Source organism: uncultured Roseibium sp. (assembly GCF_947494555.1).
In the GTDB taxonomy this organism is placed as follows: domain Bacteria; phylum Pseudomonadota; class Alphaproteobacteria; order Rhizobiales; family Stappiaceae; genus Roseibium.
Map to the genome: position 1 here is coordinate 237,552 of NZ_CANLVF010000007.1, position 22,168 is coordinate 259,719.

The following is a 22,168-nucleotide window of genomic DNA, read 5'->3' on the forward strand; positions in this document are numbered from 1 at the left end:
ATCCTGGGAAAGACGCAAATTTAAGGAGGTCACCTTGGGCAAGGTAACCGGGTTTTTGGAAATCGATCGTCAGGAGCAGAAGTACCAGCCGGCTTCTGACCGGATCCGGCATTTCCGCGAATTCACGATCCCGCTGAACGATCAGGAAGTGGCCAATCAGGCGGCCCGATGCATGGATTGCGGCATCCCGTTCTGTCACGGTCCCGACGGGTGTCCGGTCAACAACCAGATCCCGGACTGGAACGATCTGGTGTATCAGGGCGACTGGGACATTGCGCTCCGCAACCTTCACTCCACCAACAATTTCCCGGAATTCACAGGCCGGATCTGCCCAGCCCCGTGCGAGGAAGCCTGCACGCTCAATCTGGAAGACATCCCCGTCAACATCAAAACAGTTGAGCAGGCGCTTGCCGACAAGGGATGGGAGCAAGGCTGGATCGTTCCTGAGCCGTCTTCAAGCAAGACGGGCAAGGCCGTTGCCATCATTGGATCCGGTCCTGCCGGCATGGCTGCGGCCCAGCAACTCGCGCGCGCGGGCCACACCGTTCATGTATACGAACGCGAACCGAAAGCAGGTGGCCTGCTGCGCTACGGCATCCCCGACTTCAAGATGGAGAAACACTACATCGACCGCCGCGTGGAACAGATGGAAGCCGAAGGCGTCACGTTTCACTATGGCGTCGATGTCGGCGTGAACACCACGCTGGAAGAACTCGCCGAACGTCACGATGCAGTCATCCTGTGTGCAGGCGCCGAGCGCCCTCGCGATCCTGGCGTCACCGGAATGGAGTTGGAAGGCTGCCACTGGGCGATGAAGTATCTCGTTCAGCAGAACCGCCGCGTCGGTGGTGAGCCCGAAGGCGATGAACTCCCGATCTGGGCCGGCGGTAAGCACGTGGTCGTTATCGGCGGCGGCGATACAGCGTCTGACTGTGTCGGTACCGCGTTCCGGCAGGGCGCCCTTTCGGTCACCCAGCTGGACATCCGCCCGATCCCGCCGCTCAAGGAAGACAAGATGACGGTCTGGCCTTACTGGCCGACAAAATTTCGGACATCGTCCTCGCAGGCCGAAGGTGCCGAGCGCGAGTTTTCGGCGGCAACACTCGCTCTTGTCGGCGAAGACGGCATCGTGACCGGTGTCAAATGCGCTCGAGTTGACGAAAAACGCAGACCGATCGAAGGCACGGAGTTCATTCTGCGCGCCGATCTTGTTCTGGCTGCAATCGGGTTTTCCGGCCCCTCGCTGGAAACTTACATTGCCGAAGCCGGCGACCAGCTCGAGCTGGACGGCCGCACCAATGTGAAGGCCAATACCGAAGACTACAAAACCAGCATGGACAAGATTTTTGCGGCCGGAGACGTACGCAAGGGTCAGTCACTGGTTGTCTGGGCGATACGCGAGGGCCGGCAGGCGGCAAAAGCCGTCGATGAATTCCTGACCGGATCGTCGGATCTGCCACGGTAATGAGAACTTAGAACGTGTAGTCAGCTCCTGGTGCCTATCATGATGCGCATCAGGGCTGAATGTACTGCGACCTAGGACCCGCTGGGTGCAGTACCCTCAAGCGCAGATGTGCCTTCAACGGCGATGCGCGGATCATCGACGCGGCCCGGCATCGGGGAAAGCGGCTCTCCCTTCACGAAGAAGCGGTAGGCCGTGCTGTCCCTGTCCGTTTCATCCTCATCGTCCTCGCCGCCCAGCAACAATGCCTCCGGTGAGGTTGTCCGGCCGGTCAGCACGATGAAGTTAGGATCATCCTCGATCCCCTCGAATGCGAGCCCACCATAGCCCCCAAGAAGTCTCAAAAGCTCGCGATCGACGAAAAACGCAACCTTCTGATAGCCAGGCCAGGTAAAGCCGATGCGGTCCTTTGTACGCAGTCGCGTGTTCTTGCCATCGACATCGGGACCGAAGGACGAATAGCTGCCGTCTTCAGCAAGGAAAATGTCCCAGATATCGACATAACGCACGCGCCGGTCTTCCGTTTGCGATTGAAAGATCGAATTCAGTTGCGTGAAGTCGGCATTGACGCTTTCCGTATTGGTCGGTGGCAGGCCGGCCCAGACAATCGGTTTCTTCTCCTGCCGGACGACCCGCACAAGACCTTCGACCTTGCCGCGATAAGCGTCGAGCCATTCCTGGGTCATGAATTCGACGGGCGTTTCTCCCGGGAACTCTTTTCCGAGGTCCCCGCGTCCGATCATGACGACAACCGCCTTGACGTCTTCACCGCGGATTTTCGCAAGCGTCTTCGCCACCCAATCTGGGGAGCCTTCCCCGGCAAAGCCCGACTTGTCTTCGGTCACCCGTTCCACCCGGATCTGCGGTTTTTCCGAAAGGATAAAGTCCAGACCGTCCGCAACACCGCGCGCCATTCTGTCCCCGACAACGAGGATCACGCCCGCATTGGCGTCTTTTTCCACGGCTTCATATTTCGGAGGCACTCCAGCTGCGCGCGCCGGTGCACGCCGTTTCTGAAGCTGTTGAGGCGGTGGCTGGCCCCGCCGCCTTTCCTTGTTGTTAAAGAGCCTTTGCAAGGGCGAAAAGGGATTGAAACCGCGCAAGAGACCGCTTTGGGCAACGACAATTTCCTTGTCGCGGGCTTCTTGAGCCATGGCTGTCGGCAGAATCTCGTCGGTCAGGCAGAATGAAACGGCAAGGGCAGACACCACTGTCAGCCTTGTTGCCACCTTCAACATCCCTATTCCAACCTTGAACGACACCATCTGCTCCCGTTCGGATCAAATCAGGCAGAGATTATACCAACCACCCGGAATGGGAAGACTTCATATAGCTTCCCATGCCGCGCCGCCGGGCATCAACCACGCAGTTTGAGATGGGTAAGCAGTACCACCGAGGGATACCCGTCCGGCACGAGCCCGCGCGAACTCTGGTAAGCCCGGATCCCGCGACGCGTTGCCGGGCCGATCTTGCCGTCCGCTGCGCCCACTGAAAACCCCAGCCGATTCAGATAGTTCTGCAGCTCCACCCTTTCGGAGCGGCTGAGCGGCAGATGATCCCGCGACCAGTCGCCAGCCAGCGGACCTCCACCGATCAATCGATCGGAGAGGTGCCCGACAGCAAGCGCATAGGCGGTGGCATTGTTGTAGCGTTTGATCACATAGAAGTTTCGCAGCATCAGGAATGCAGGACCGCTCGCACCGGCGGGCAGCACCAGGATCGCCTTGTCGGATGGCCTTGGAAAGCCCTTGCCGTTGGAGCGCCGGACACCGTTTTTCGTCCACTGCCCGAGCGTGAGCGTCTTGTCGCCATCGGCGAGATGGTAGTCGAAACCCGAAGGAAGCTTGACTTCATAGCCCCAGGTCTTGCCGGTCTGCCAGCCGTGCTTCTTCAGGTAGTTCGCGGTGGATGCAAGTGCATCGGGGATAGAAGTCCAGATGTCGCGGCGGCCATCGCCGTTGTAGTCGGCCGCATATGCCTTCCAGCTCGACGGCATGAACTGCGTGTGACCCATCGCGCCGGCCCATGAGCCTTCCATGTCCTGAAAACGAACATGACCGGCCTGAACGATGCCGAGCGCGGTGACAAGCTCCTTGTTCCAGAACTTCTTGCGGCGCGGCGCGGCATAGGCAAGCGTTGCGAGCGCCTGGATGACGTTGTGCCGGCCCATATAGCCGCCGTAATTGGTCTCCATGCCCCAGATAGCGAGGACCGCCTCGCGATCGACGCCGTATCGGGATTCGATCTGCTGCAGCACCGTCGAATATTCCCGCAGCAGTTCACGGCCCTTATCGACGCGCGTCTCGGAGACAGCGCTGTCGAGATAATCCCAGATCGGCTTGACGAACTCCGACTGCTTGCTCATCAGGCGCAGCGTGTCGTCGTCAGGCGTCATGCCCTGGAAAACTGAATTGTAGGTTTGAGAGGTGATTCCGGCCGCCTTGGCTTTCGGCCAAAACTCGCGCACGAACCGGTCAAATCCCGGGTCAGCCTGCGTAGGCGCAAGCATCGCCGCAAGGCCCATGGCCAGAACCAGGCCACCGGTCAACCGCCGAAAGCTGGATTTCACACTTTCAATTCGAGGCAACAAAGCCATCACGTTCGCAGTATGCCGTACAAAGCTCCGCATCCGGGCCTCCTTACGCCCATGTTCGTGTTCGCTTCTGCCCCGCCCCATGAATGATCTTTTAGTGGTTACTGTACCGTTAATGCCGGAATCGAACACCTGCTTCAACCGCGTTTTCCGTGTAATCGCTGCCCTCTTCGGAACTGTCGAACCGGCGATGCGTATAATCCGCGATCAGAGCCACATTGTTCGTCAGCGCAAAGGTCAGGCCGCCAAACCCGGTCAAAGTGCTCTCTTCGATGGAAACCCCTTCATACGTACGATAACTGTATCCAACGCCCGTTTCTGCGACCAGCCTGTCGCTGAAAGCATGAGCGACCCGTATATCTCCCGAATAAATGATCGACCCGCTCGCCGTGTCAATATCGGTCGCCTCAAAGCTCGTCCCCAAACCAGCGCTTACCGTCGTCAGACGTGTCGGCGACCAGACCAGCGACCCGTCCACGACAAGGCCCGACAAACTGTCCAGACGATCGTCTTCAATGTCCTCGATGCGCCAGCCAACACCAACGTTTCCGGACACTTTCGGACCTGACGCGATGCTCAACCCGCCGCGCAGCTGATAACCGTTTGCGTCCCGTTTTTCACAAATAGTGTCGCTGCATGTTTCATCAAAGCGGCGCAATAGCAGCGACCCTTCAACAAACGGTGTGAAGACACTGCCTGTCTCCAGATCAAACCTCAGGTTTGCCGAATATAGCGTGTTGTCACGGCCGCTTTCGATGTCGTCATCCGACGTATAGACGTTTCTGTCCAGTCCGAGCGACGCCGTTGCAGCGACGAGCCCCACAGCGCGCGTTGCGCCCAGCTCAGCTGCGAATGTCTGGACATGATCGGCCCCGGACGCTGTCGATTCCGCGCTGCCGTCTTCTTCTCGGGAATAGGAATAGGAAGCACCGCTGTCGATCTGCGTCGCGTCGCTGATATCAAGCCGCAGGTTTGCTGCCGCCGTAACGTTTCCGTCGTTGTCGTCCGAGTTCTCCGGATACCCGGTGTAAGAGCCGCGCAAGGACGCATCGAACTGATGCCTTGACCAGTTTGAAATCAAAGACAGGTCCGGGGAGATGCGATAGAGCCCGCCAGCGGTGCCGTTTGCCGATTGAGAGGTATTGTCGGACCAGCCGGTCGAGAGCGTGATTTGAGGCGTGAAAGTGAACGACCCGAGACGAATGCCGCTCGGCGCGTCAAATGTCGTGTCGCCGCCAAAGACACCGTCATCGACGAAGTCGTCCGATAGCGGAACCGCCCGATCCACCGCCGCGATACGGTCGGAAAACGGTCGGATTGGAACGACGCGCCCATTGGTCCCAAGCCCGGTTGAGCCGGTTTCCGCTTCCGCACTGTTTAAACTTCGTCGCAGGGCGTAGACGTTTGATTGTGTTGGATTGACGTCTTCGGCTTCGACCGCATCGTCAGCCGCGCCCGCCGATGCGAACCGGTCACCTGACGCATCAGTCCCTCTCAGGTCGGACAGTGCAGTCTGTGCATGCAAAGGCGCTGCCTGGAAGACAGTGAAGCAGACAATCAGGTAACGGATGCGGCGCATGCGGGTTCGGGACCGGTCGAATTCGTGATCACGCCCAAACTGACGAAAGTTGGTTAATCCTTCGTTATTTTTTTGCAAATTGACAATGTGCCCTTTGGAATTCCGGGTGCGTTCGAACTGTCGCTTCCCAAGCCGTAACGGCCCACCGCATCGGGACGCCGTTTCTTCTTCGATATACGCTTCAAAAAGCACGTGAATGGCTGGGGCTGACGTGGAAAGACCCTGATTCTCCTTATATTCGGCACAATTTGAGCCGAGAGAGAAAAGATGGGCAAAATTCTCGCACTTTTCATGAACAGCTTCTTGATCAAGTCGGGTGCGTGCCATAGTTCTGCTCGACGCTGAACAAAGAAAGAAACGATGGCTAATTCCTCTCTCGACTCCCTTCAAGAAGACGGCATGGACGATATGACCCAGAGCCTGGTTTCGGCCGAGCGGACCCTAGAGACGGAAATCGCCGGATTGAGCGCCGTCAGGGCAGCCTTGAAGAACGGACTTGCAGTCCCGTTCAAGAGAACGTTTGAGCTGATCCGCAACAGCCCGGGCCGCGTGATCGTGACCGGGGTTGGCAAGAGCGGGCACATCGGCACGAAAATCGCCGCGAGCCTTGCCTCGACCGGTACACCATCCTTCTTCGTGCATGCAAGTGAGGCCTCTCACGGAGATCTGGGGATGATTACGGCAGACGACGTGGTACTCGCTCTGTCATGGTCCGGGGAAACCCAGGAACTTGCAAGCATTGTCACTTACACCAGACGTTTCAAAGTGCCGCTCGTCGCAGTCACGTCGCGCGAGGACAGCGCACTTGGAAGAGCATCAGACATCGTCCTGAAACTCCCGAGCGTTGCAGAAGCCTGCCCGCACGGTCTTGCGCCGACCACGTCTGCGCTCATCCAGCTTGCGATCGGAGATGCACTGGCCGTCGCACTTTTGGAAGGCCGCGGCTTTACGGCACAGGATTTTCGCGTTCTGCATCCGGGCGGACGCCTTGGTGCAAGCTTGAAAACGGCCAGGGACATCATGCATTCCGGCGAACAACTGCCGCTCGTGGCCGTGTCCACATCGATGAGCGAGGGCATCGTGCTGATGACCCAGCGCGGATTTGGTGTCCTCGGTGTAACGGATGAGCTGAACCAGCTCATCGGCATCATCACCGATGGTGACCTTCGTCGTCACGTGTCCGCAAACCTCCTAGAGAAGAGCGCTGGCGACATCATGACACGATCACCCAAGACCGTGCCGCCGGATGCCTTGTCCGCGTCGATCCTGGAATTGGTCAACAGCCTGTCCATCACGTCGGTCTTTGTAATTGAGGACGGACGTCCGGTCGGCATTGTGCACCTGCACGATCTGCTCCGGATCGGGGCGGCCTGAGTGCTTGGTTTTCCGCCCGGCACAGCAGATCACAATTCAGGCACGAGCGGAAAAAAGTTTGCTTTTGCCACTTCTTGTCGATCCGCATTAGGATTTGATTAGCCATAATCCAATTAGACTGCACCCAAGTTTCACTGGCTTGATGCCATAGACCTTGGTGTGTGAACAGAATGGATCTGGCGACCCTCATCGGTATTCTTGGTGCGTTTGGCATCGTTTTGACCGCTATTTTCCTGGGCGGAAGCTTCACGCAATTTGTCGATATTCCCTCGATGCTCATTGTCATCGGTGGCGGCCTCGCCGCCACACTGGTCAGATTCCAAATTTCCGATATAGCAAGCGCATTCGTAACCGGCTTCAAAGTCGCTCTTTCAGGCAAGGGCATCAGCCCTCGCGATCTCATCTCTGAAATCACCAATCTCGGTGAGACCGTGCGTAAATCCGGCCCGCTCGGATTAGAGAATGTCGACGTCTCTGATCCCGTGCTCGCCAAGGGCGTTCAATACATCGCCGACGGGTACGAGCTTGAGTTCATCAAGGAAGCGATGGAACGCGAAAGGGACTTGCAGCTGTCACGCCTTTCCGAGGGCCGTCGCGTGATGAAAGCGCTCGGCGACTCCGCTCCGGCTTTCGGCATGATCGGGACGCTGGTCGGTCTTGTCCAGATGCTTGCCAACATGGACGATCCGGCGGCAATCGGTCCGTCCATGGCTGTCGCGCTTCTCACCACACTTTACGGCGCCCTTATCTCGAACATCATCTGTCTTCCCCTCGTGGACAAGCTCGATGCGAAATTCGACGTGGACGAGCTCAACCAGACACTGATCATCGACGGTGTTTGCCAGATCCGCGAATCCAAGAGCCCGGCACTTATCAAGGAAATGCTCGTGGCGTATCTGCCCGAGAAAGCGCGCGCCGACCTGGCTGAAGCAGCCTAGGAAGAGATCCGAACGGAACCAGAGCCATGGCGAGAAAAAAACAGCAAAGCGGCGGCGGGGCACCCGATTGGCTCGTAACCTTTGCCGACCTGATGTCGCTGCTCGTCTGTTTCTTCGTTCTGATTATCTCCTTTTCCATCCAGGACAAGGAAAAACTGCAGGTGGTCGCCGGTTCCATGCGTGAAGCATTCGGTGTGAAGGACACCGCTCGCAAGACCGGCATCATCGAAGTCGAAGGCATTCCGATCCGGGATTACATGAAGGATATCAGCCAGGCCGAGCAGGAAATGGATTCCGACTTTGCCACGGAGCCCCATGAAAAGCGGCGCAAACAGGGACCGGAAGCAAACACGCACGACACGCTGGAGGCCGAGATCGAAAAGCCGCGTCAGTTCGCGACAGCCGCTGCTTCGCTGCGCCAGGCCTGGCAGGAAATGCCCGAGATTACGGAAATCTCCAGCAACATCATTCTTGAAGAGACCGAGGATGGACTGAATATCATGCTGGTCGATCAGGACGGCCGGTCAATGTTCAGGGAAGGCTCCAAATATCCTTATGAGACCACGCGGCGGTTGATTGCGAAGATGGCGCCTGTTCTGGCAAAGATGCCGAATCGTGTCGAAATCACGGGCCATACAACGGCCGGGAGACCGACGGACGATCCGAGTTTCACCGGCTGGGACCTGTCAAGTGAACGCGCCAATGTCGCCCGGCAGATACTTGCCGAATATGGCGTTCCGGAAGATCAGTTCTTTGCCGTCGTCGGAAAGTCGGACACGGAACCGCTGTTTCCAAACGATCCCTACCTTGCCGCCAACAGGCGGATCGGCATTCTCCTGAAGGCGGAAGAGCCCCCGGTACCGCCCGGACACTCGCCCTAATCCAAAGCAGCGTGCGTTTCAGTCTGCCGGGCTGACCACGAGCCTTGCGCCATCAATCGAATCGACCCGCACTTTCGTGCCGGCGGGAAGATCGGGCCCGGTAATGCGCCAGATCGTATCGTCAATAGACAGGTTCCCTGCGCCCTCACTCAAGGGTTTTTCCAACGTGAATTCGCGCCCGACATAACGACTGCCGCGTTGGTTTAGGCCGGGGTCCCCTTTTTCCGAGGCAAGCCTGATCATCATGCGCCTGCCTATCAGCAGGTTCACAATTGACAGAACCAGGAAAATGCTGACGAGGATTTGCCAGCTCGGGTCAAAGACCAGCGCAATGACACCGACGACAAGTGCCGACAGACCGAACCACAGAAAAATGGTCCCCGGAGCGGCTATTTCCAGGCCCAGAAGCACCAGACCGAGAACAAACCAGCTCCAGGGCCCGAGTGCATCAAGAGCGCTTTCAATCAGGGTCACGGATTACCTCCCTCAGACGAACCAGTATTCGGGATGCGCGACGATGTCTGGTTTTCCTTCGAATGGTCGCCGAATGCCTCCTTGGCAATTTCACCGATTCCACTCAGGGATCCCAGAAGAGCGGACGCCTCCATGGGCAGGATCAGTGTCTTCTGGTTTCTCGACGTCGCGAGCGCCTGGAAGGCTTCGACATACTTGTTCGCAACGAAATAGTTGATCGCTTGAACATCACCTGAGGCAATCGCCGCGCTGACCATTTGGGTAGCCTTCGCTTCCGCTTCGGCTTCCCTTTCGCGCGCTTCCGCATCCCGGAAAGCGGATTCGCGACGTCCCTCTGCCTCCAGGATAAGTGATTGCTTCTCGCCTTCCGCCTTCAGAATTTCAGACTGTCGCTTGCCTTCCGCTTCCAGAATGGACGCCCGTTTGTCCCGCTCTGCCTTCATCTGGCGCGCCATTGCGTCGACCAGATCCCGTGGCGGATTGATGTCCTTTATCTCGATACGCGTGATTTTCACGCCCCAGGGTTCGGCCGCCGCATCAACAACCCTCAGGATTTTTGCATTGATTTCGTCACGGTTTGACAGGAGGGAATCAAGATCCATGGATCCCATCACCGAACGGATATTGGTCATCGTCAAATTCAGGATCGCATTTTGAAGTCCCAGCACCTCATACGCGGCCCGCGCCGCATCGAGCACCTGATAGAACGTCACGCCATCCGCCGTCACGGTGGCATTGTCCCGCGTGATGACTTCCTGCGAGGGAACGTCGAGAACCTGTTCCATCATGTTCAGCTTGTGGCCGACCTTATCAATGAACGGGATAATGAAATTCAGGCCCGGTAGCAGCGTCTTGCGGTACTTGCCGAACCGTTCGATGGTATAGTTGTAGCCTTGGGGTACGGTTTTGACCCCGGCGAAAAACACCAGAATGACCAGAACCAATAGGCCGATCAGGACAATGCTGGGTCCATCAATTTCTAACGGCATGAATTTCTCCCGTAAACATCTGGAATTTCGCGGTCACTATGCTCTGTTTGAGTGAGTCGTTCCAGCGTCATTGCGCGAGAATACGGGGCAGCTTCGAACACCGTTAGAATTCTCTTTATTTTGAAAGGATGCTCAGGTCAGGCGACGTTCATTGGCCCCGATGTGCGGAGCCGGGAACCGGCCGATTGTCAGGGACAGGTTTCCTACTGAAAGAATTTCGAGCCGCAAGTACGCCTTTCACACGACGAAGGACGACACGGGCCTGACAAAGGCAGCAGACCAAGCTGCAATCCTGCAGTTTGTCCTTCTCAGAGCCAGCCGCCCAGTTCCCGCCGGACAATGTGCTCGATCACGTTCATGCCGAGATCCGTGTCGTTGAGACATGGGATATGCGTGAAATTTTCGCCACCGCCCTCTTCAAAGATCTCGCCTGCTTCGCCTGCGATTTCTTCAAGCGTTTCCAGGCAATCGGAGACGAAACCCGGATTCATGACGGCAACGTTCTGCACCCCGTCATGGGCAAGTTTTTCAACCGTCTTGTCGGTATAGGGCTGCAGCCATTCTTCGGGCCCGAAGCGCGACTGGAATGTGACACGCAGCTTCTGGTCATCCCACCCGAGCACTTCGCGCATCAGACGCGTGGTTTTCATGCAATGACAGTGATAGGGATCGCCGCGCTTGAAATAGGATTGCGGAATGCCGTGATAGGAGGTCAGCACCACGTCCGGCTCGAAATCCAAAGTATCCAGGTGGTCCTTGACGGATTGCGCCAGCGCGTTCACGTAGACCGGATCGTCATGGTAAGGCGGTACGGTCCTGATCGCCGGCTGCCAGCGCATCTCCAGAAGTGTCTTGCAGACGACGTCGTTCACGGTTGCCGTTGTGGTTGCCGAATATTGCGGATAAAGCGGAAACACAAGAATACGATCGCAGCCCTCGTCCTTGAGTGCTTTCAGCTTGTCGGGGATCGACGGCTGACCGTAGCGCATCGCCCAGTCGACTTTTACGCGCTCACCTTCCGCGCCAAGCATATCCGTCAGTTTGTCCGACTGGCTGCGGGTAATGGTGCGCAGCGGCGATTCGTCCTTCTCGTGGTTCCAGATCTCGTCATACGCCTTGCCCGACTTTCCCGGCCGGGTCATCAGGACAATGCCGTAAAGGATCGGATACCAGATTGCCCGGGGCCACTCGATAACACGCTTGTCGGACAGAAACTCGCGAAGGTAACGGCGCATAGGCCAGTAGTCTGTCGCGTCCGGCGTTCCAAGATTGACCAGAAGCACGCCAACCTTGCCGCTCTTTACCGACGGATGGTCCTTTGGCAGCTGCAGCTTGCGAAAATCGGCAGTCTTGTCGGCCGAAAGCGAATTGGTCGAATGAACGTTCATAAGCGCGGATTATCCCTCAGCGGCTGGTCCTCTTACGCCATACATAGGACAAGCCGGAGACAAGGCCAATGCGGCATAGCGCTTACGCGGAATAACGGCGTCGGATCACCGGGCAATGATACTTTGCGGCGGCATGAACCGAAAACCTGGACCGCTGTCGCCAAATGCTTCGAGCCTGAGAACGGCCGAGGCTCGCCAGAACTTGACCAAATGCTTGCTGCTTCGTCCTCGACGACCGCGATCCGATAGTCCGCTCACTGATCTATTGGCTGCACAAGGTTCTTCAAACAGAACGAATGGAGGCGGCTGAAGCCTTGTGGAAACGCATTTTTCCCGGATTTGTCATCCCGGTTTGCCGCGCAAGCGGCAAGACCGGGACCCAGTACGCTGTGGCGGAGTTGCTTTCGCTGGCGCTTGCGTCCACCCGGTCCCGGCTCGCGCTGCGCTTGGCCGGGATGACGAAGGGAAGTCGGTAAGAAACAGGCATATGACGGAAGCCGTCCGGCACAGCGGCTTCCGGACGGCTGTTCCCCTCAGCCATATTCCCTTTCATCGGCAATAACCTTGCCGTCATTCGGCAAAGCCCCCGGCGAGACAATCTGAACCTCACCTTTCAGGCGCGTGATATCAGTCAGGGTCATGGAAACCCGATCCGAAAGCCCGTCCTCAAGCGCGTCGCTTTCAACGGCAAGCGTCATTGCGTCGGCTTCGCCCGCGCGGGTCACCGCAAGGCGTGCCTTGCTGACCTCCGGATGCGCCGCAACGATCTGGGCGATCTGCGACGGATCGACGAACATTCCCTTCACTTTGGTTCTCTGGTCCGCGCGGCCCATCCATCCGGCAAGGCGCATGTTGGTGCGGCCGCAGGCGGACTGCCCTGGGATAATCTTGGAAAGATCGCCCGTCGCGAACCGTATCAGCGGATAAAGGTCGTTGAAGTTGGTCACCACCAGCTCGCCGACTTCACCGTCGGCGACAGGTTCCCCCGTTCCCGGGCGTACAATTTCCACTATGAAGTCTTCGTTGATGAGCATCCCATCGCGGGCGACGGTTTCATACGCGATAACGCCAAGATCGGCAGTCGCGTAGCACTGTCCAACGGTTATCCCCTGAGCCTCATATTCTTCCCTGAGCGTTGGAAACAGCGCCCCGCCGGAAACAAGTGCCTTCTTGATGGAGGAGACATCGCGGCCTTGTTCCCGGCCCCGGTCGAGGAGGACCTTGAGATAGTCCGGCGTGCCGACAAAACCGGTTGGCTTGAGGACTTCAATGGCTTCTACCTGCATATCGGTATTGCCGACACCGGCAGGGAATACGGTGCACCCAAGCGCCACGGCTCCCTGATCCAGAATGAAGCCGCCAGGGGTCAGGTGGTAGGAAAATGCGTTGAGGACAATGTCGCCCTTGCGGAAGCCCGAGGCAAACAGGCTGCGGGCCCCATTCCAGGGGTCAAGCCCAGGCGCTTGCGGTTCCCAGATCGGACCGGGGGACATGAAGACACGCGCCGCTTCGGACAGATCTCCAGCTAGGTACCCGCCGAAGGGAGGATTGGCTCGTTGCTGTTCCATAAGATCGGATTTACGCAGCACAGGCAATCCGGACAGCGCCACCCTGTCGCGAACGCCTTCAAGATCATGACCGGCAAGCTGTTTTTCCCAGCCGGCCGCGTGATTACGCGCATGTGCCAGAAGTTCCGGCAACCTGGCAAAGAGATGCCGTTCACGCTGAGTGGGATCCTGCCGCTCGCGCGCATCAAACTGTTGATCGCTCATGGTCGTCTCCGCTTGTTCGGCCTTTCGTCGAGGATGCGTCAGGCCAGCCAGCGCTTCCTTCGCTTGTAGTGTTTGACATTCCGGAACGAACGGCGGCCTTCGCCTCCGACGCCCAGGTAGAATTCCTTGACATCTTCGTTCTCGCGAAGCGCTTTGGCGTCGCCGTCCAGAACGATGCGGCCTGATTCCAGGATATAGCCGTAGGTCGCGTATTTCAGCGCGACGTTGGTGTTCTGTTCCGCCAGCAGGAAGGAGACGCCCTCCTTTTCATTCAACTGACGGACAATTTCGAAAATCTCTTCAACCAGCTGCGGCGCAAGCCCCATGCTGGGTTCGTCAAGCAGGATCATTTTCGGCCGGCTCATGAGAGCACGCCCGATGGCGCACATCTGCTGTTCGCCGCCCGATGTATAGCCCGCCTGGCTCTGCCGCCGCTCGCGCAGGCGCGGGAAATAGTTGTAGACCATCTCCAGATCGGCTTTCACAGCCGCATGCCCGTCCTTGCGCGTGTAGGCACCTGTAAGCAGGTTTTCCTCGATGGACAGGTGGCCGAAACAATGGCGCCCCTCCATCACCTGAATGCATCCCCGCCGGACCAGCTCATTGGGCGACAGCGCCTGGACCTCATCGCTGTCGAACAGGATCGTGCCCTTGGTGACCTCGCCGCGTTCGGCGCTCAGGAGGTTTGAAACCGCCTTCAATGTTGTCGTCTTGCCTGCACCATTCGCGCCGAGAAGCGCCACGATGCCGCCTTTGGGAACCGTCAGAGACACGCCCTTCAGCACCAGAATAACGTGGTCGTAGATGACCTCGATATTGTTGACCGACAGGATCGTCTCGGCTGCTTCCGTAACACTGTCCGAGGACGATTGATCTAGATCCTGCAATGCCATTCCATTTTCTCCCGGAGAGCTCCGCCGCATACAATATGCGGCGGAGCGGACTGCCTGATCAGTTCGGGCAGGGTTCGGTGCGCGCCGGCCACGGCGCATTCTTTTCCGCGTACTCGGCGGCAGCTGCCTCCAAGAGCGGACGCACGACGTCGGTCATCGGCTCGATCCAGCCGGAGGCCTGGCGCCACTGGCTGCCGTCCCATTCCTGGATAAAGACCGGATGACTTCCGGCATGGTCATCACAGGTCACCTTCATCGGATGCGCGAAACCGGACAGACCCAGTTCCTTCAACCGGGCTTCGTCCAGATTGAGGGCTTCCAGTCCCATCCGCATGTCCTCGCCGGTAATGACCTTCTTGCCGGTCAGTTCCTGCGCGGTGCGGATGCCTTCAGCGATGATGACCGAGTTGAGAACGCCACGGTTGTAGAGCGTTCCACCGATGGTTTCGGCATCGGTCGAGCTTAGGCCGGCATCGACGACGTGTTTCTTGATGTCGTCAAGTGCAGGGAAATCGCTGCCGACACCGGAGAAGTTCATCGCCTTGTAGCCCTTCGCTCCGTCGCCGCCAGCGGCTGCGTCGTCATCGCCTGCTGACCACCAGACTCCGATGAACTTGTCCATCGGGAAGCGGATTTTCACAGCTTCCTTGATCGCGGTCGGGTTCATTGCGCCCCAACCCCACATGACCATGTAGTCCGGACGGTCACGGCGCACGTTCAGCCATTGCGAGGACTGGTTCTGCATTTCCTTCACGCCAACCGGATACTGCATCAGCTCGAAGCCGTATTTTTCGGACAACTGCTCCAGAAGCGGGATCGGCTCGCGGCCATATCCGGCGTCCAGGAAGATGTAGCCGATCTTCTTGCCCTTGAGGTTGTCGAGACCGCCTTCCTGCTCGCCGATATATTTGATCACGACAGACGCGCCATCCCAATATGTGTCCGGAACGTTGAACACCCACGGGAACACGGACCCGACGGCAGCAGCCGACAGTCCGTAACCCATGGAAAGAACCGGGATCTTGTCAACGCCGGCTTTCGGGATCAGCTGCAAGGTAATGCCCGTTGAATAGGGATTGTAGACCAGCGCGCCTTTGCCCTTGGTTGCCTCGTAGCACTCGACACCTTTTTGAGCGTTATACCCGGTTTCGCATTCTTCGAGTTCCAGCTTGACGCCGCCGATACCGCCGTCGCGCTCATTCAGCATTTTGAGATAGTCATGCATGCCGTTGGCAATATGAATACCGGAAGCGGCAAACGGACCTGTGCGATACGTCAGCAGCGGCACATAGTTGCTGTCCTCAGCCTGGGCGGCTGTCGTTGCAAGGCCGGAAAAGGCGACCCCGACGGCAACAGCAGTTCCAAGCGCAAGTTGGGTAATGCTTTTCATGTTTCTCCTCCCATGCGGCTCCGGACCACCCGGCGCCGCCAGACCAGTTGCGCCATTCCTCCCCGGATCGGTCCAAGTCCGGATGACGTCGAAATGGTTGGCCGTCCTAATAAGGGAATGGCCATACCCTGAGTTTCTGTTTCGCGATCTGCCAGAGCCGCGCGAACCCGTGCGGTTCAACGATCAGGAAGAATATGATCAAGGCACCAACAATCATGAATGTGACGTGTTCAACCGTTTCCGCGGCCACATCGATACCGATCGTACCAGGAATGAATTTCAGGAAGACCGGCAGGATCCAGATGAAAGCAGCCCCCATGAAAGCACCTCCCAGACTGCCGAGACCGCCCAAGATCACCATGAACAGGATCTGGAAGGACAGTGCGATCGAGTAGGAGGACGGTTCGGCAGCATTCAGCCAGAAGAACACCATCATGGCACCGGCCACACCACAGATGTAAGAGGATACTGCAAACGCCAGCAGCTTGGTTTGAAGCGGACGGATGCCCATCAGTTCGGCGGCAATGTCCATGTCGCGGATCATCATCCAAGAGCGCCCGATCCGGCCACGCAGCACATTCGCCATCAGGAACGCGATCCCTGCCGTGATGCACAGGACGATGAAGTAGCGCACGATCGGAGTTGCCTCCGCGCCGGATACCACCAGACCGAATGCCTCGCGATGCGGAATCTCGATCGCGCCAGAAGCATTGTAATTGTAGAGCCAGCCGATGCGAATGAAGCACCACTCCAGAAAGAACTGTGCGGCAAGGGTTGTCACGGCAAGGTAAAGCCCCTTGATGCGCAGGCTCGGCAGGCCGAATATGGCACCGATTGCGGCCGAGAATACGCCAGACAGAAGCACCATCACGATGACATTCGCATCCGGAAAGATCGTGGTCAGTTTGTAAGCCGCATACGCCCCGACGCCCATGAACGCGCCGGTACCGAGAGAGAGCTGCCCGCAAAAACCGGTGAGCACGTTGAGCCCGATCGCCGCCAGCGAAAACACCAGGAACGGGATCATGATTGACGTCAGGAAAAAGTCGTTGGCAAAGACGGGAATGACCACAAAGGCAATGGCCAGGATGACCAGCAGTCCCACCCGGTCCTGCAGGATCGGCATAAGGGCCTGATCCGCCTTGTAACTCGTCTTGAATTGGCCAGCTTCGCGATAAAACATTCTTATACCCGCTCGATGATGCGTTCGCCGAAGAGGCCCTGGGGCCGGAACAGAAGGAAGATCAGGGCGATGATATAGGCGAGCCAGGATTCGATTCCGCCGCCGACAAGACCGCCCCAGTAAAGTTCGCCGATCTTCTCACCGAACCCGATGATGAGCCCGCCGACGATGGCGCCCGGAATGGATGTAAAGCCTCCAAGGATCAGCACCGGCAGTGCCTTGAAGGCCACGATTTCCAGCGCGAACGAGACATCGGAACGTGCGCCCCACATGATGCCGGTGGCAAGTGCGACGAGACCGGCCGCGAACCAGACGATTGCCCAGATCTGATTGAGCGAAATCCCCACGGAAAGCGCGGCCTGGTGATCATCCGCGACCGCCCTGAGCGCGCGTCCGATGCGGGTCTTGTTGAAGAAGATGCCGAGCGCGGCCACCATCAGCACCGCAATCACCGCAGCGGCGATATCGATATGCTGCAGGATGACAAGGCCACGGTCGCCGAATTCGATTGCTGTCGATCCGGTCGGCAATCCGAGTTCCTCGGTAATCATCTGCTTCGGCTCGCCGCCGAAGACGAATTCGCCGAATCCGATCAGGAAGTAGGTCAGGCCGATTGTCGCCATCAGCAGAATAATGTCGGGCTGGTTGACGAGCGGCCGCATCACGACCCGCTCCACGCCATAGGCGAGGATGCCCATCGCTCCGATCGTCAGGGCAAGTGCAAGATAGGCGGGGACGCCGTTTTCATTGAGGCCGACAAGCGTCAGCCCGGCGAACACCACCATGATTCCCTGCGCGAAGTTGAAAACGCCCGATGCCTTGAAGATCAGAACGAAGCCGAGTGCAATCAGCGCATAGAGGATACCGGCGACAAAGCCTTCCCACAGCACCTGAAGAAAGAAATCTGGCATATCGTACATCTGCACGAAGGGATCGATGAATATGTCGTAAAGCATGGTTCTTCTCCCCCTAGTGGCTCACGCCGAGATATGCATCGATCACATTCTGATTGGCCTGCACGTCCTCTGGCGGGCCGTCTGCGATTTTCTTGCCGTAGTCCAGAACGACCACCCGGTCGGAGAGGTCCATGACAACACCCATGTCGTGTTCGATCAGCGCGATGGTCGTACCGAATTCCTGGTTCACATCGATGATGAACCGGCTCATGTCTTCTTTCTCTTCCAGGTTCATGCCGGCCATCGGTTCATCGAGCAAAAGAAGATCCGGCTCCATGGCGAGTGCGCGGCCAAGCTCGACGCGCTTTTGCAGACCGTAGGGAAGACGCCCGACCGGCGTTTTGCGGATTGCCTGGATTTCGAGGAAATCGATAATCTCCTCCACCTTTTTGCGGTGTTCGATTTCCTCGCGCTCCGCCGGTCCGCGCCAGATCAGCTGCCAGAAGAAATTGCGGTGCATCTTCAGGGAACGGCCCGACATGATATTGTCGAGCGTCGTCATGCCCTTGAACAGCGCGACATTCTGGAACGTGCGCGCAATGCCCTGGCTGGCCGCCTCGTAGGGCTTCATCTTGCGCCGCTCCTTGCCCTGCCAGGTGATCGTGCCCTGCTGGGGATGGTAGAACCCGTTGATGACATTCAGCATCGAAGTCTTGCCGGCACCGTTGGGGCCGATGATCGCGCGGATTTCACCCTTCAGGATGTCGAAGGAAATATCGGTGATCGCCTTCACACCGCCAAAGGACAGCGACACGTTGTCGACCCGAAGCAACTCCTCACGCGGAACGGCTTCCGCAACGCTTGCAGGCTCAGCGCTCATTTCCGTTGCAAAGGCATTCATTCGGCGGCCTCCTGAATTCCTTTGCCGACATCATGAGTTTCCATATTCCTGATCTCGACAGTCGCCTCGATCGCGCCTTTGCGACCGTCTTCGAACGTCACTTCGGTGCGTACGTGTTTCGAGGTTGAGCCGTCATAAAGAGCTTCGATCAAAGGGGCGTAGCGATCCGCAATGAAGGAGCGTCGCACCTTTTGCGTGCGCGTCAGTTCGCCGTCATCCGCGTCCAGTTCCTTGTGCAGGATCAGGAAGCGCTTGATCTGGGCACCGGCCATCATCGGCTCGCTCGACAGGTCCCGGTTGACCTGGTCGACGTGGCTCTCAACCATGGAGTAGACGTCAGGATGCGCTGCCAGTTCCTGGTAGGACGCGTAATTGACATTGTTCCGCTCCGCCCAAGAACCGACTGCCGTCAGATCGATATTGAGGAACACCGCCACCATGTCGCGCTCGTGACCGAAAGCGACCGCTTCCTTGATGTTCGGGAAGAACTTCAGCTTGTTTTCGATGTACTTCGGCGCAAACAAAGACCCGTCATTCAGTTTGCCGACATCCTTGGCGCGATCGATGATCTTCAGGTGACCGTTTTCGGCGATGATCCCGGCATCACCCGTGTGTACCCAACCGTCGCTCGTCTTTGTGCTCTCCGTTGCTTCATCATTCTTGAAGTAACCGACAAAGACACCGGGCGAGCGGTACATGACCTCGCCACTGTCGGCGATCTTGAGTTCAACGTCGGGCGCAGGCTTGCCAACCGTATCGCCGAAGATCTCGCCGTCCGGCTGAAGCGTGATGTAGACACTGGCTTCGGTCTGGCCATAGAGCTGTTTCAGATTGAGGCCGAGCGCACGATAGAAACGGAAAATTTCCGGGCCGATCGCTTCCCCGGCGGTATAGCCGACCTTCATGCGGGTCAGCCCCATCCGGTTCTTGAGGGGTCCATAGACCAGGAATTCGCCAAGCCGGTAGAGCACGCGATCCCCAAAGGCGACCTCTTCTCCGTTTAGGATCTTTTCGCCGACCTTTCGGGCGACATTCATGAAAAAATCGAACATCGCGCGCTTGGTTTTACCGGCATCTTCCATGCGCACCATGATTTGGGTAAGCATGTTTTCAAAGACGCGCGGCGGCGCGAAGAAATAGGTTGGCGCGATTTCCCGGCGGTCGACGTCGATCGTGTCCATGCCCTCCGGACAGTTGACGCAGTATCCGGCGGTGAAGGCCTGGGCGAGCGAGAACACATGATCGCCGATCCAAGCCATCGGCAGATAGGCAAGCACCTCTTCGCTTTCGTCCAGATGATCGAACACGTTGGCATTACGGGCGGAGACGGCAAGATTGTCGAAAGACAGCATCACGCCCTTAGGACGGCCTGTCGTTCCGGACGTATAGAGCATCACGGCAATGTCCGAGCCTTTGCCGCCGAAGAAACCCTCTGCCCATTGGCCGGCAAGGGCGCCGTCGTTTGCCTGGAGTTGCCGGCCTTTTTCCTGGACGGTCTCATAGCCGTGCAGATGCGTGTGATCGTAGTCACGTAGCCCGCGCACTTCATCATAGATGATATTGGTGAGCGACGGCACCTCGTCGGACATCGACAGCAGCTTGTCGACCTGCTCCTGATCCTCAACGACCGCGAACTTCACCTCCGCATGGCCGAGAACATATGCCATCTCTTCGGCGACAGAGTCCGAATATACCGGCACTGGCACCGCGCCGAGCGCCTGTGCGGCAATCATCGCCCAGTAAAGGCGGGGACGGTTCGCGCCGACGATGGCAACCTTGTCGCCAGCTCCGAGCCCAAGAGATTTCAGTCCGATTGAAAAAGCACGGATTTCCTCACACACCTCGGACCAGGTCCAGCTTTGCCAGATCCCGAAGTCCTTTTCCCGGAAGGCTGTCCGGGACCCGAAAACCTTTGCATTGTGCGAAAGGATCTTCGGAAAGGTGTCATTACCGTGCGACGAAGCGCTGGCCGACCCTACCATTACTCGTTTCTTCCCCTTGGATCGTTCAATGCGCCCTCTAGGGCTTTCCTGGAACGGTCCTTTTTCTGTTTTGCCGAAGCGCTCGCGATTGATGCACTCCGGTCCGGAAGGCGCCCCTTTACGGGGTCGTTCATTCTCTGAATATGAAACAAGCTGCCGCCCGATGCTTCAACAGGTAATTTGTTGAAGGTCGGTGCGGATCCCGTTTCAAAATCCGTTAGGGAGACGTTAGCCACGCCGATTTGCAGCAATATGATCCAATTATTTCGAATTGTTGCATTCGCGCTGCACGTGCGAACCGGCCGTGAAATAGGCGCGGAAACCGGGGTTTTTTCAGTCAAGCGCGCCACAAAATCGTCGTCAGACACTTACCGCGGTGCTCTTGCGTACCACCAGCCAGGGTTCGAGCTGCACGCATTCGTGATCGGGATGGCCACCTTCGAGAAGCTTGACCAGAAGTTTCGCTGCCTGCTCACCAACAGCCCTGCGCGGCTGGTGGACCGAGGTCAAAGGCGGCACAAAATGTCCGGCAATGTCGATATCATCGAAGCCGACCAGGGACACATCATGAGGAACGCGCACGCCGGCATCATTCAAAGCGGAGATAAATCCGAAGGCACTTCGATCGCTCGCACAAAAGACAGCCGTCGGCCGGTTGGCAAGGCTCAGCCAGGCCTTGGCGGCCTGTTCGCCGGCCTCCAGTGTGTAGTCTCCGTCAAAAACCCAGGCGCTTTCCGGATCGAGCCCCGCCTCGGTCAGGGCCGTCTTGTAGCCCTGCAGGCGGTCTCTCCCCGGCTTATGGGTCAGCAGTCCGGTAACGTGGCCGATATTGGTGTGTCCAAGCTCAAGGAGATGCGCAACGGCCAGCTGTGCCCCCATGTGATTGTCGACGACGGCAATCGGGACCGTGGGATCGTCGCTCCATTCGCCGCAGGTCACGATCGGCGGCATCTTCGGGTTTCTTGCCCTGATCTCGGCAATCGAAAGATGCCCATCCAGGATGACAATCCCGTCGCAGTTATTCTTGCTGAGAACGTCGTTTATCCTGGGGCGGGACATGGAAGGCTTTCGCGTGTCGGCGATAAGCACCTTGAGATTCCTGCCGGCGCAAACGGTCTCGATACCCTGGAGGATGTTGGAAAAATGCGAGTTTCCGATATCGGGAACGAGCGCGACGATCGTGCCCGTATCCCGGCGCCTCAGGTTTCGGGCCGCGTGATTGAGCACGTATCCTGTTGCTTCAACAGCCTTGCTGACTTTGTCGCGTGTCTTTTTCGAAACCCGCTCCGGCGATGACAATGCCCGGCTGACAGTTGCCGTGGAAACTTTCGCTGCACGCGCGACATCCTGCACAGTTGGGTTTGTCTTTTTGGGTTCCGATTTGGTCATGATCGGTATTTAGCCGATTACGAACTGAAATCGCTACGTAATCTTCAATTTCGCCTCAAAAATGCACAACCCGCTGATCAGCCA

The 22,168-nt window shown here is 57.8% G+C and carries 20 protein-coding genes; 4 read left to right on the top strand and 16 right to left on the bottom strand.

What is annotated here, in order from left to right; all coding sequences use genetic code 11:
- Nucleotides 1–34 precede the first annotated feature (34 nt).
- Nucleotides 35–1,465: a glutamate synthase subunit beta gene (locus tag Q0915_RS28425; RefSeq protein ID WP_299482756.1), complete on the top strand. Its 1,431-nt coding sequence runs from the start codon at nucleotides 35–37 to the stop codon at nucleotides 1,463–1,465.
- A 71-nt stretch (nucleotides 1,466–1,536) separates the two neighbouring features.
- Here Q0915_RS28425 and Q0915_RS28430 read toward each other — a convergent pair whose 3' ends face one another.
- The 3 genes from Q0915_RS28430 to Q0915_RS28440 all read right to left on the bottom strand — a co-directional run bounded on the left by Q0915_RS28430 (nucleotide 1,537) and on the right by Q0915_RS28440 (nucleotide 5,634).
- Nucleotides 1,537–2,724 carry a DUF459 domain-containing protein gene (locus Q0915_RS28430; RefSeq protein WP_299482753.1) on the bottom strand — a complete coding sequence of 396 codons (1,188 nt, stop codon included), beginning with the start codon at nucleotides 2,722–2,724 and terminating at the stop codon, nucleotides 1,537–1,539.
- Between the two features lie 95 nt (nucleotides 2,725–2,819).
- Nucleotides 2,820–4,091, bottom strand: a complete 1,272-nt coding sequence (locus tag Q0915_RS28435; RefSeq protein ID WP_299482750.1) for a lytic murein transglycosylase — start codon at nucleotides 4,089–4,091, stop codon at nucleotides 2,820–2,822.
- A gap of 76 nt (nucleotides 4,092–4,167) precedes the next feature.
- Nucleotides 4,168–5,634 carry an outer membrane beta-barrel protein gene (locus Q0915_RS28440; protein WP_299482747.1) on the bottom strand — a complete coding sequence of 489 codons (1,467 nt, stop codon included), beginning with the start codon at nucleotides 5,632–5,634 and terminating at the stop codon, nucleotides 4,168–4,170.
- A gap of 360 nt (nucleotides 5,635–5,994) precedes the next feature.
- Between Q0915_RS28440 and Q0915_RS28445 the strand changes: the two genes are divergently transcribed.
- The 3 genes from Q0915_RS28445 to Q0915_RS28455 all read left to right on the top strand — a co-directional run bounded on the left by Q0915_RS28445 (nucleotide 5,995) and on the right by Q0915_RS28455 (nucleotide 8,827).
- Complete coding sequence (locus Q0915_RS28445; RefSeq protein WP_299482744.1) at nucleotides 5,995–7,008, top strand: KpsF/GutQ family sugar-phosphate isomerase; 1,014 nt, start codon at nucleotides 5,995–5,997, stop codon at nucleotides 7,006–7,008.
- A gap of 170 nt (nucleotides 7,009–7,178) precedes the next feature.
- Complete coding sequence (locus tag Q0915_RS28450; RefSeq protein WP_299482741.1) at nucleotides 7,179–7,946, top strand: MotA/TolQ/ExbB proton channel family protein; 768 nt, start codon at nucleotides 7,179–7,181, stop codon at nucleotides 7,944–7,946.
- A 26-nt stretch (nucleotides 7,947–7,972) separates the two neighbouring features.
- The gene (locus Q0915_RS28455; RefSeq protein WP_299482738.1) at nucleotides 7,973–8,827 is read left to right on the top strand and encodes a flagellar motor protein MotB; all 855 of its coding nucleotides are present in this window, start codon (nucleotides 7,973–7,975) and stop codon (nucleotides 8,825–8,827) included.
- 18 nt (nucleotides 8,828–8,845) lie between these two features.
- On the opposite strand, the gene Q0915_RS28460 is transcribed toward Q0915_RS28455, so the two are convergent.
- The 13 genes from Q0915_RS28460 to Q0915_RS28520 all read right to left on the bottom strand — a co-directional run bounded on the left by Q0915_RS28460 (nucleotide 8,846) and on the right by Q0915_RS28520 (nucleotide 22,084).
- Entirely contained in the window at nucleotides 8,846–9,301 is a 456-nt protein-coding gene (locus Q0915_RS28460) for an NfeD family protein (RefSeq protein ID WP_299482736.1), read from the bottom strand.
- The gene (locus tag Q0915_RS28465; protein ID WP_299483417.1) at nucleotides 9,298–10,278 is read right to left on the bottom strand and encodes an SPFH domain-containing protein; all 981 of its coding nucleotides are present in this window, start codon (nucleotides 10,276–10,278) and stop codon (nucleotides 9,298–9,300) included. The genes Q0915_RS28460 and Q0915_RS28465 overlap by 4 nt, the downstream gene beginning before the upstream one ends.
- 320 nt (nucleotides 10,279–10,598) lie before the next feature.
- Nucleotides 10,599–11,678 carry a ferrochelatase gene (gene hemH, locus Q0915_RS28470; RefSeq protein ID WP_299482733.1) on the bottom strand — a complete coding sequence of 360 codons (1,080 nt, stop codon included), beginning with the start codon at nucleotides 11,676–11,678 and terminating at the stop codon, nucleotides 10,599–10,601.
- Nucleotides 11,679–11,961: 283 nt separating this feature from the next.
- Nucleotides 11,962–12,219: a hypothetical protein gene (locus Q0915_RS28475; protein ID WP_299482730.1), complete on the bottom strand. Its 258-nt coding sequence runs from the start codon at nucleotides 12,217–12,219 to the stop codon at nucleotides 11,962–11,964.
- The gene (locus tag Q0915_RS28480) at nucleotides 12,212–13,450 is read right to left on the bottom strand and encodes an AMP-binding protein (protein WP_299482727.1); all 1,239 of its coding nucleotides are present in this window, start codon (nucleotides 13,448–13,450) and stop codon (nucleotides 12,212–12,214) included. Before Q0915_RS28480 ends, Q0915_RS28475 begins: the two co-directional genes overlap by 8 nt.
- Nucleotides 13,451–13,488: 38 nt before the next feature.
- On the bottom strand, nucleotides 13,489–14,343 hold the full coding sequence (locus Q0915_RS28485; RefSeq protein ID WP_299482724.1) for an ABC transporter ATP-binding protein: 855 nt from the start codon (nucleotides 14,341–14,343) through the stop codon (nucleotides 13,489–13,491).
- A 58-nt stretch (nucleotides 14,344–14,401) separates the two neighbouring features.
- A complete protein-coding gene (locus tag Q0915_RS28490) occupies nucleotides 14,402–15,733 on the bottom strand; it encodes an ABC transporter substrate-binding protein (protein WP_299482720.1) in 1,332 nt (443 codons plus the stop codon).
- Between the two features lie 106 nt (nucleotides 15,734–15,839).
- A complete protein-coding gene (locus Q0915_RS28495) occupies nucleotides 15,840–16,916 on the bottom strand; it encodes a branched-chain amino acid ABC transporter permease (RefSeq protein ID WP_299482717.1) in 1,077 nt (358 codons plus the stop codon).
- Nucleotides 16,917–16,918: 2 nt separating this feature from the next.
- Nucleotides 16,919–17,872, bottom strand: a complete 954-nt coding sequence (locus Q0915_RS28500) for a branched-chain amino acid ABC transporter permease (protein ID WP_299482714.1) — start codon at nucleotides 17,870–17,872, stop codon at nucleotides 16,919–16,921.
- Nucleotides 17,873–17,885: 13 nt separating this feature from the next.
- Nucleotides 17,886–18,692, bottom strand: a complete 807-nt coding sequence (locus tag Q0915_RS28505) for an ABC transporter ATP-binding protein (RefSeq protein ID WP_299483416.1) — start codon at nucleotides 18,690–18,692, stop codon at nucleotides 17,886–17,888.
- 17 nt (nucleotides 18,693–18,709) lie between these two features.
- Nucleotides 18,710–20,695 (bottom strand): AMP-binding protein, encoded by a 1,986-nt coding sequence (locus Q0915_RS28510; protein ID WP_299482711.1) that lies wholly within the window; start codon nucleotides 20,693–20,695, stop codon nucleotides 18,710–18,712.
- Nucleotides 20,695–21,063, bottom strand: a complete 369-nt coding sequence (locus Q0915_RS28515) for a hypothetical protein (RefSeq protein WP_299482708.1) — start codon at nucleotides 21,061–21,063, stop codon at nucleotides 20,695–20,697. The genes Q0915_RS28510 and Q0915_RS28515 overlap by 1 nt, the downstream gene beginning before the upstream one ends.
- A complete protein-coding gene (locus tag Q0915_RS28520) occupies nucleotides 21,056–22,084 on the bottom strand; it encodes a LacI family DNA-binding transcriptional regulator (protein ID WP_299482705.1) in 1,029 nt (342 codons plus the stop codon). The genes Q0915_RS28515 and Q0915_RS28520 overlap by 8 nt, the downstream gene beginning before the upstream one ends.
- Nucleotides 22,085–22,168 lie beyond the last annotated feature (84 nt).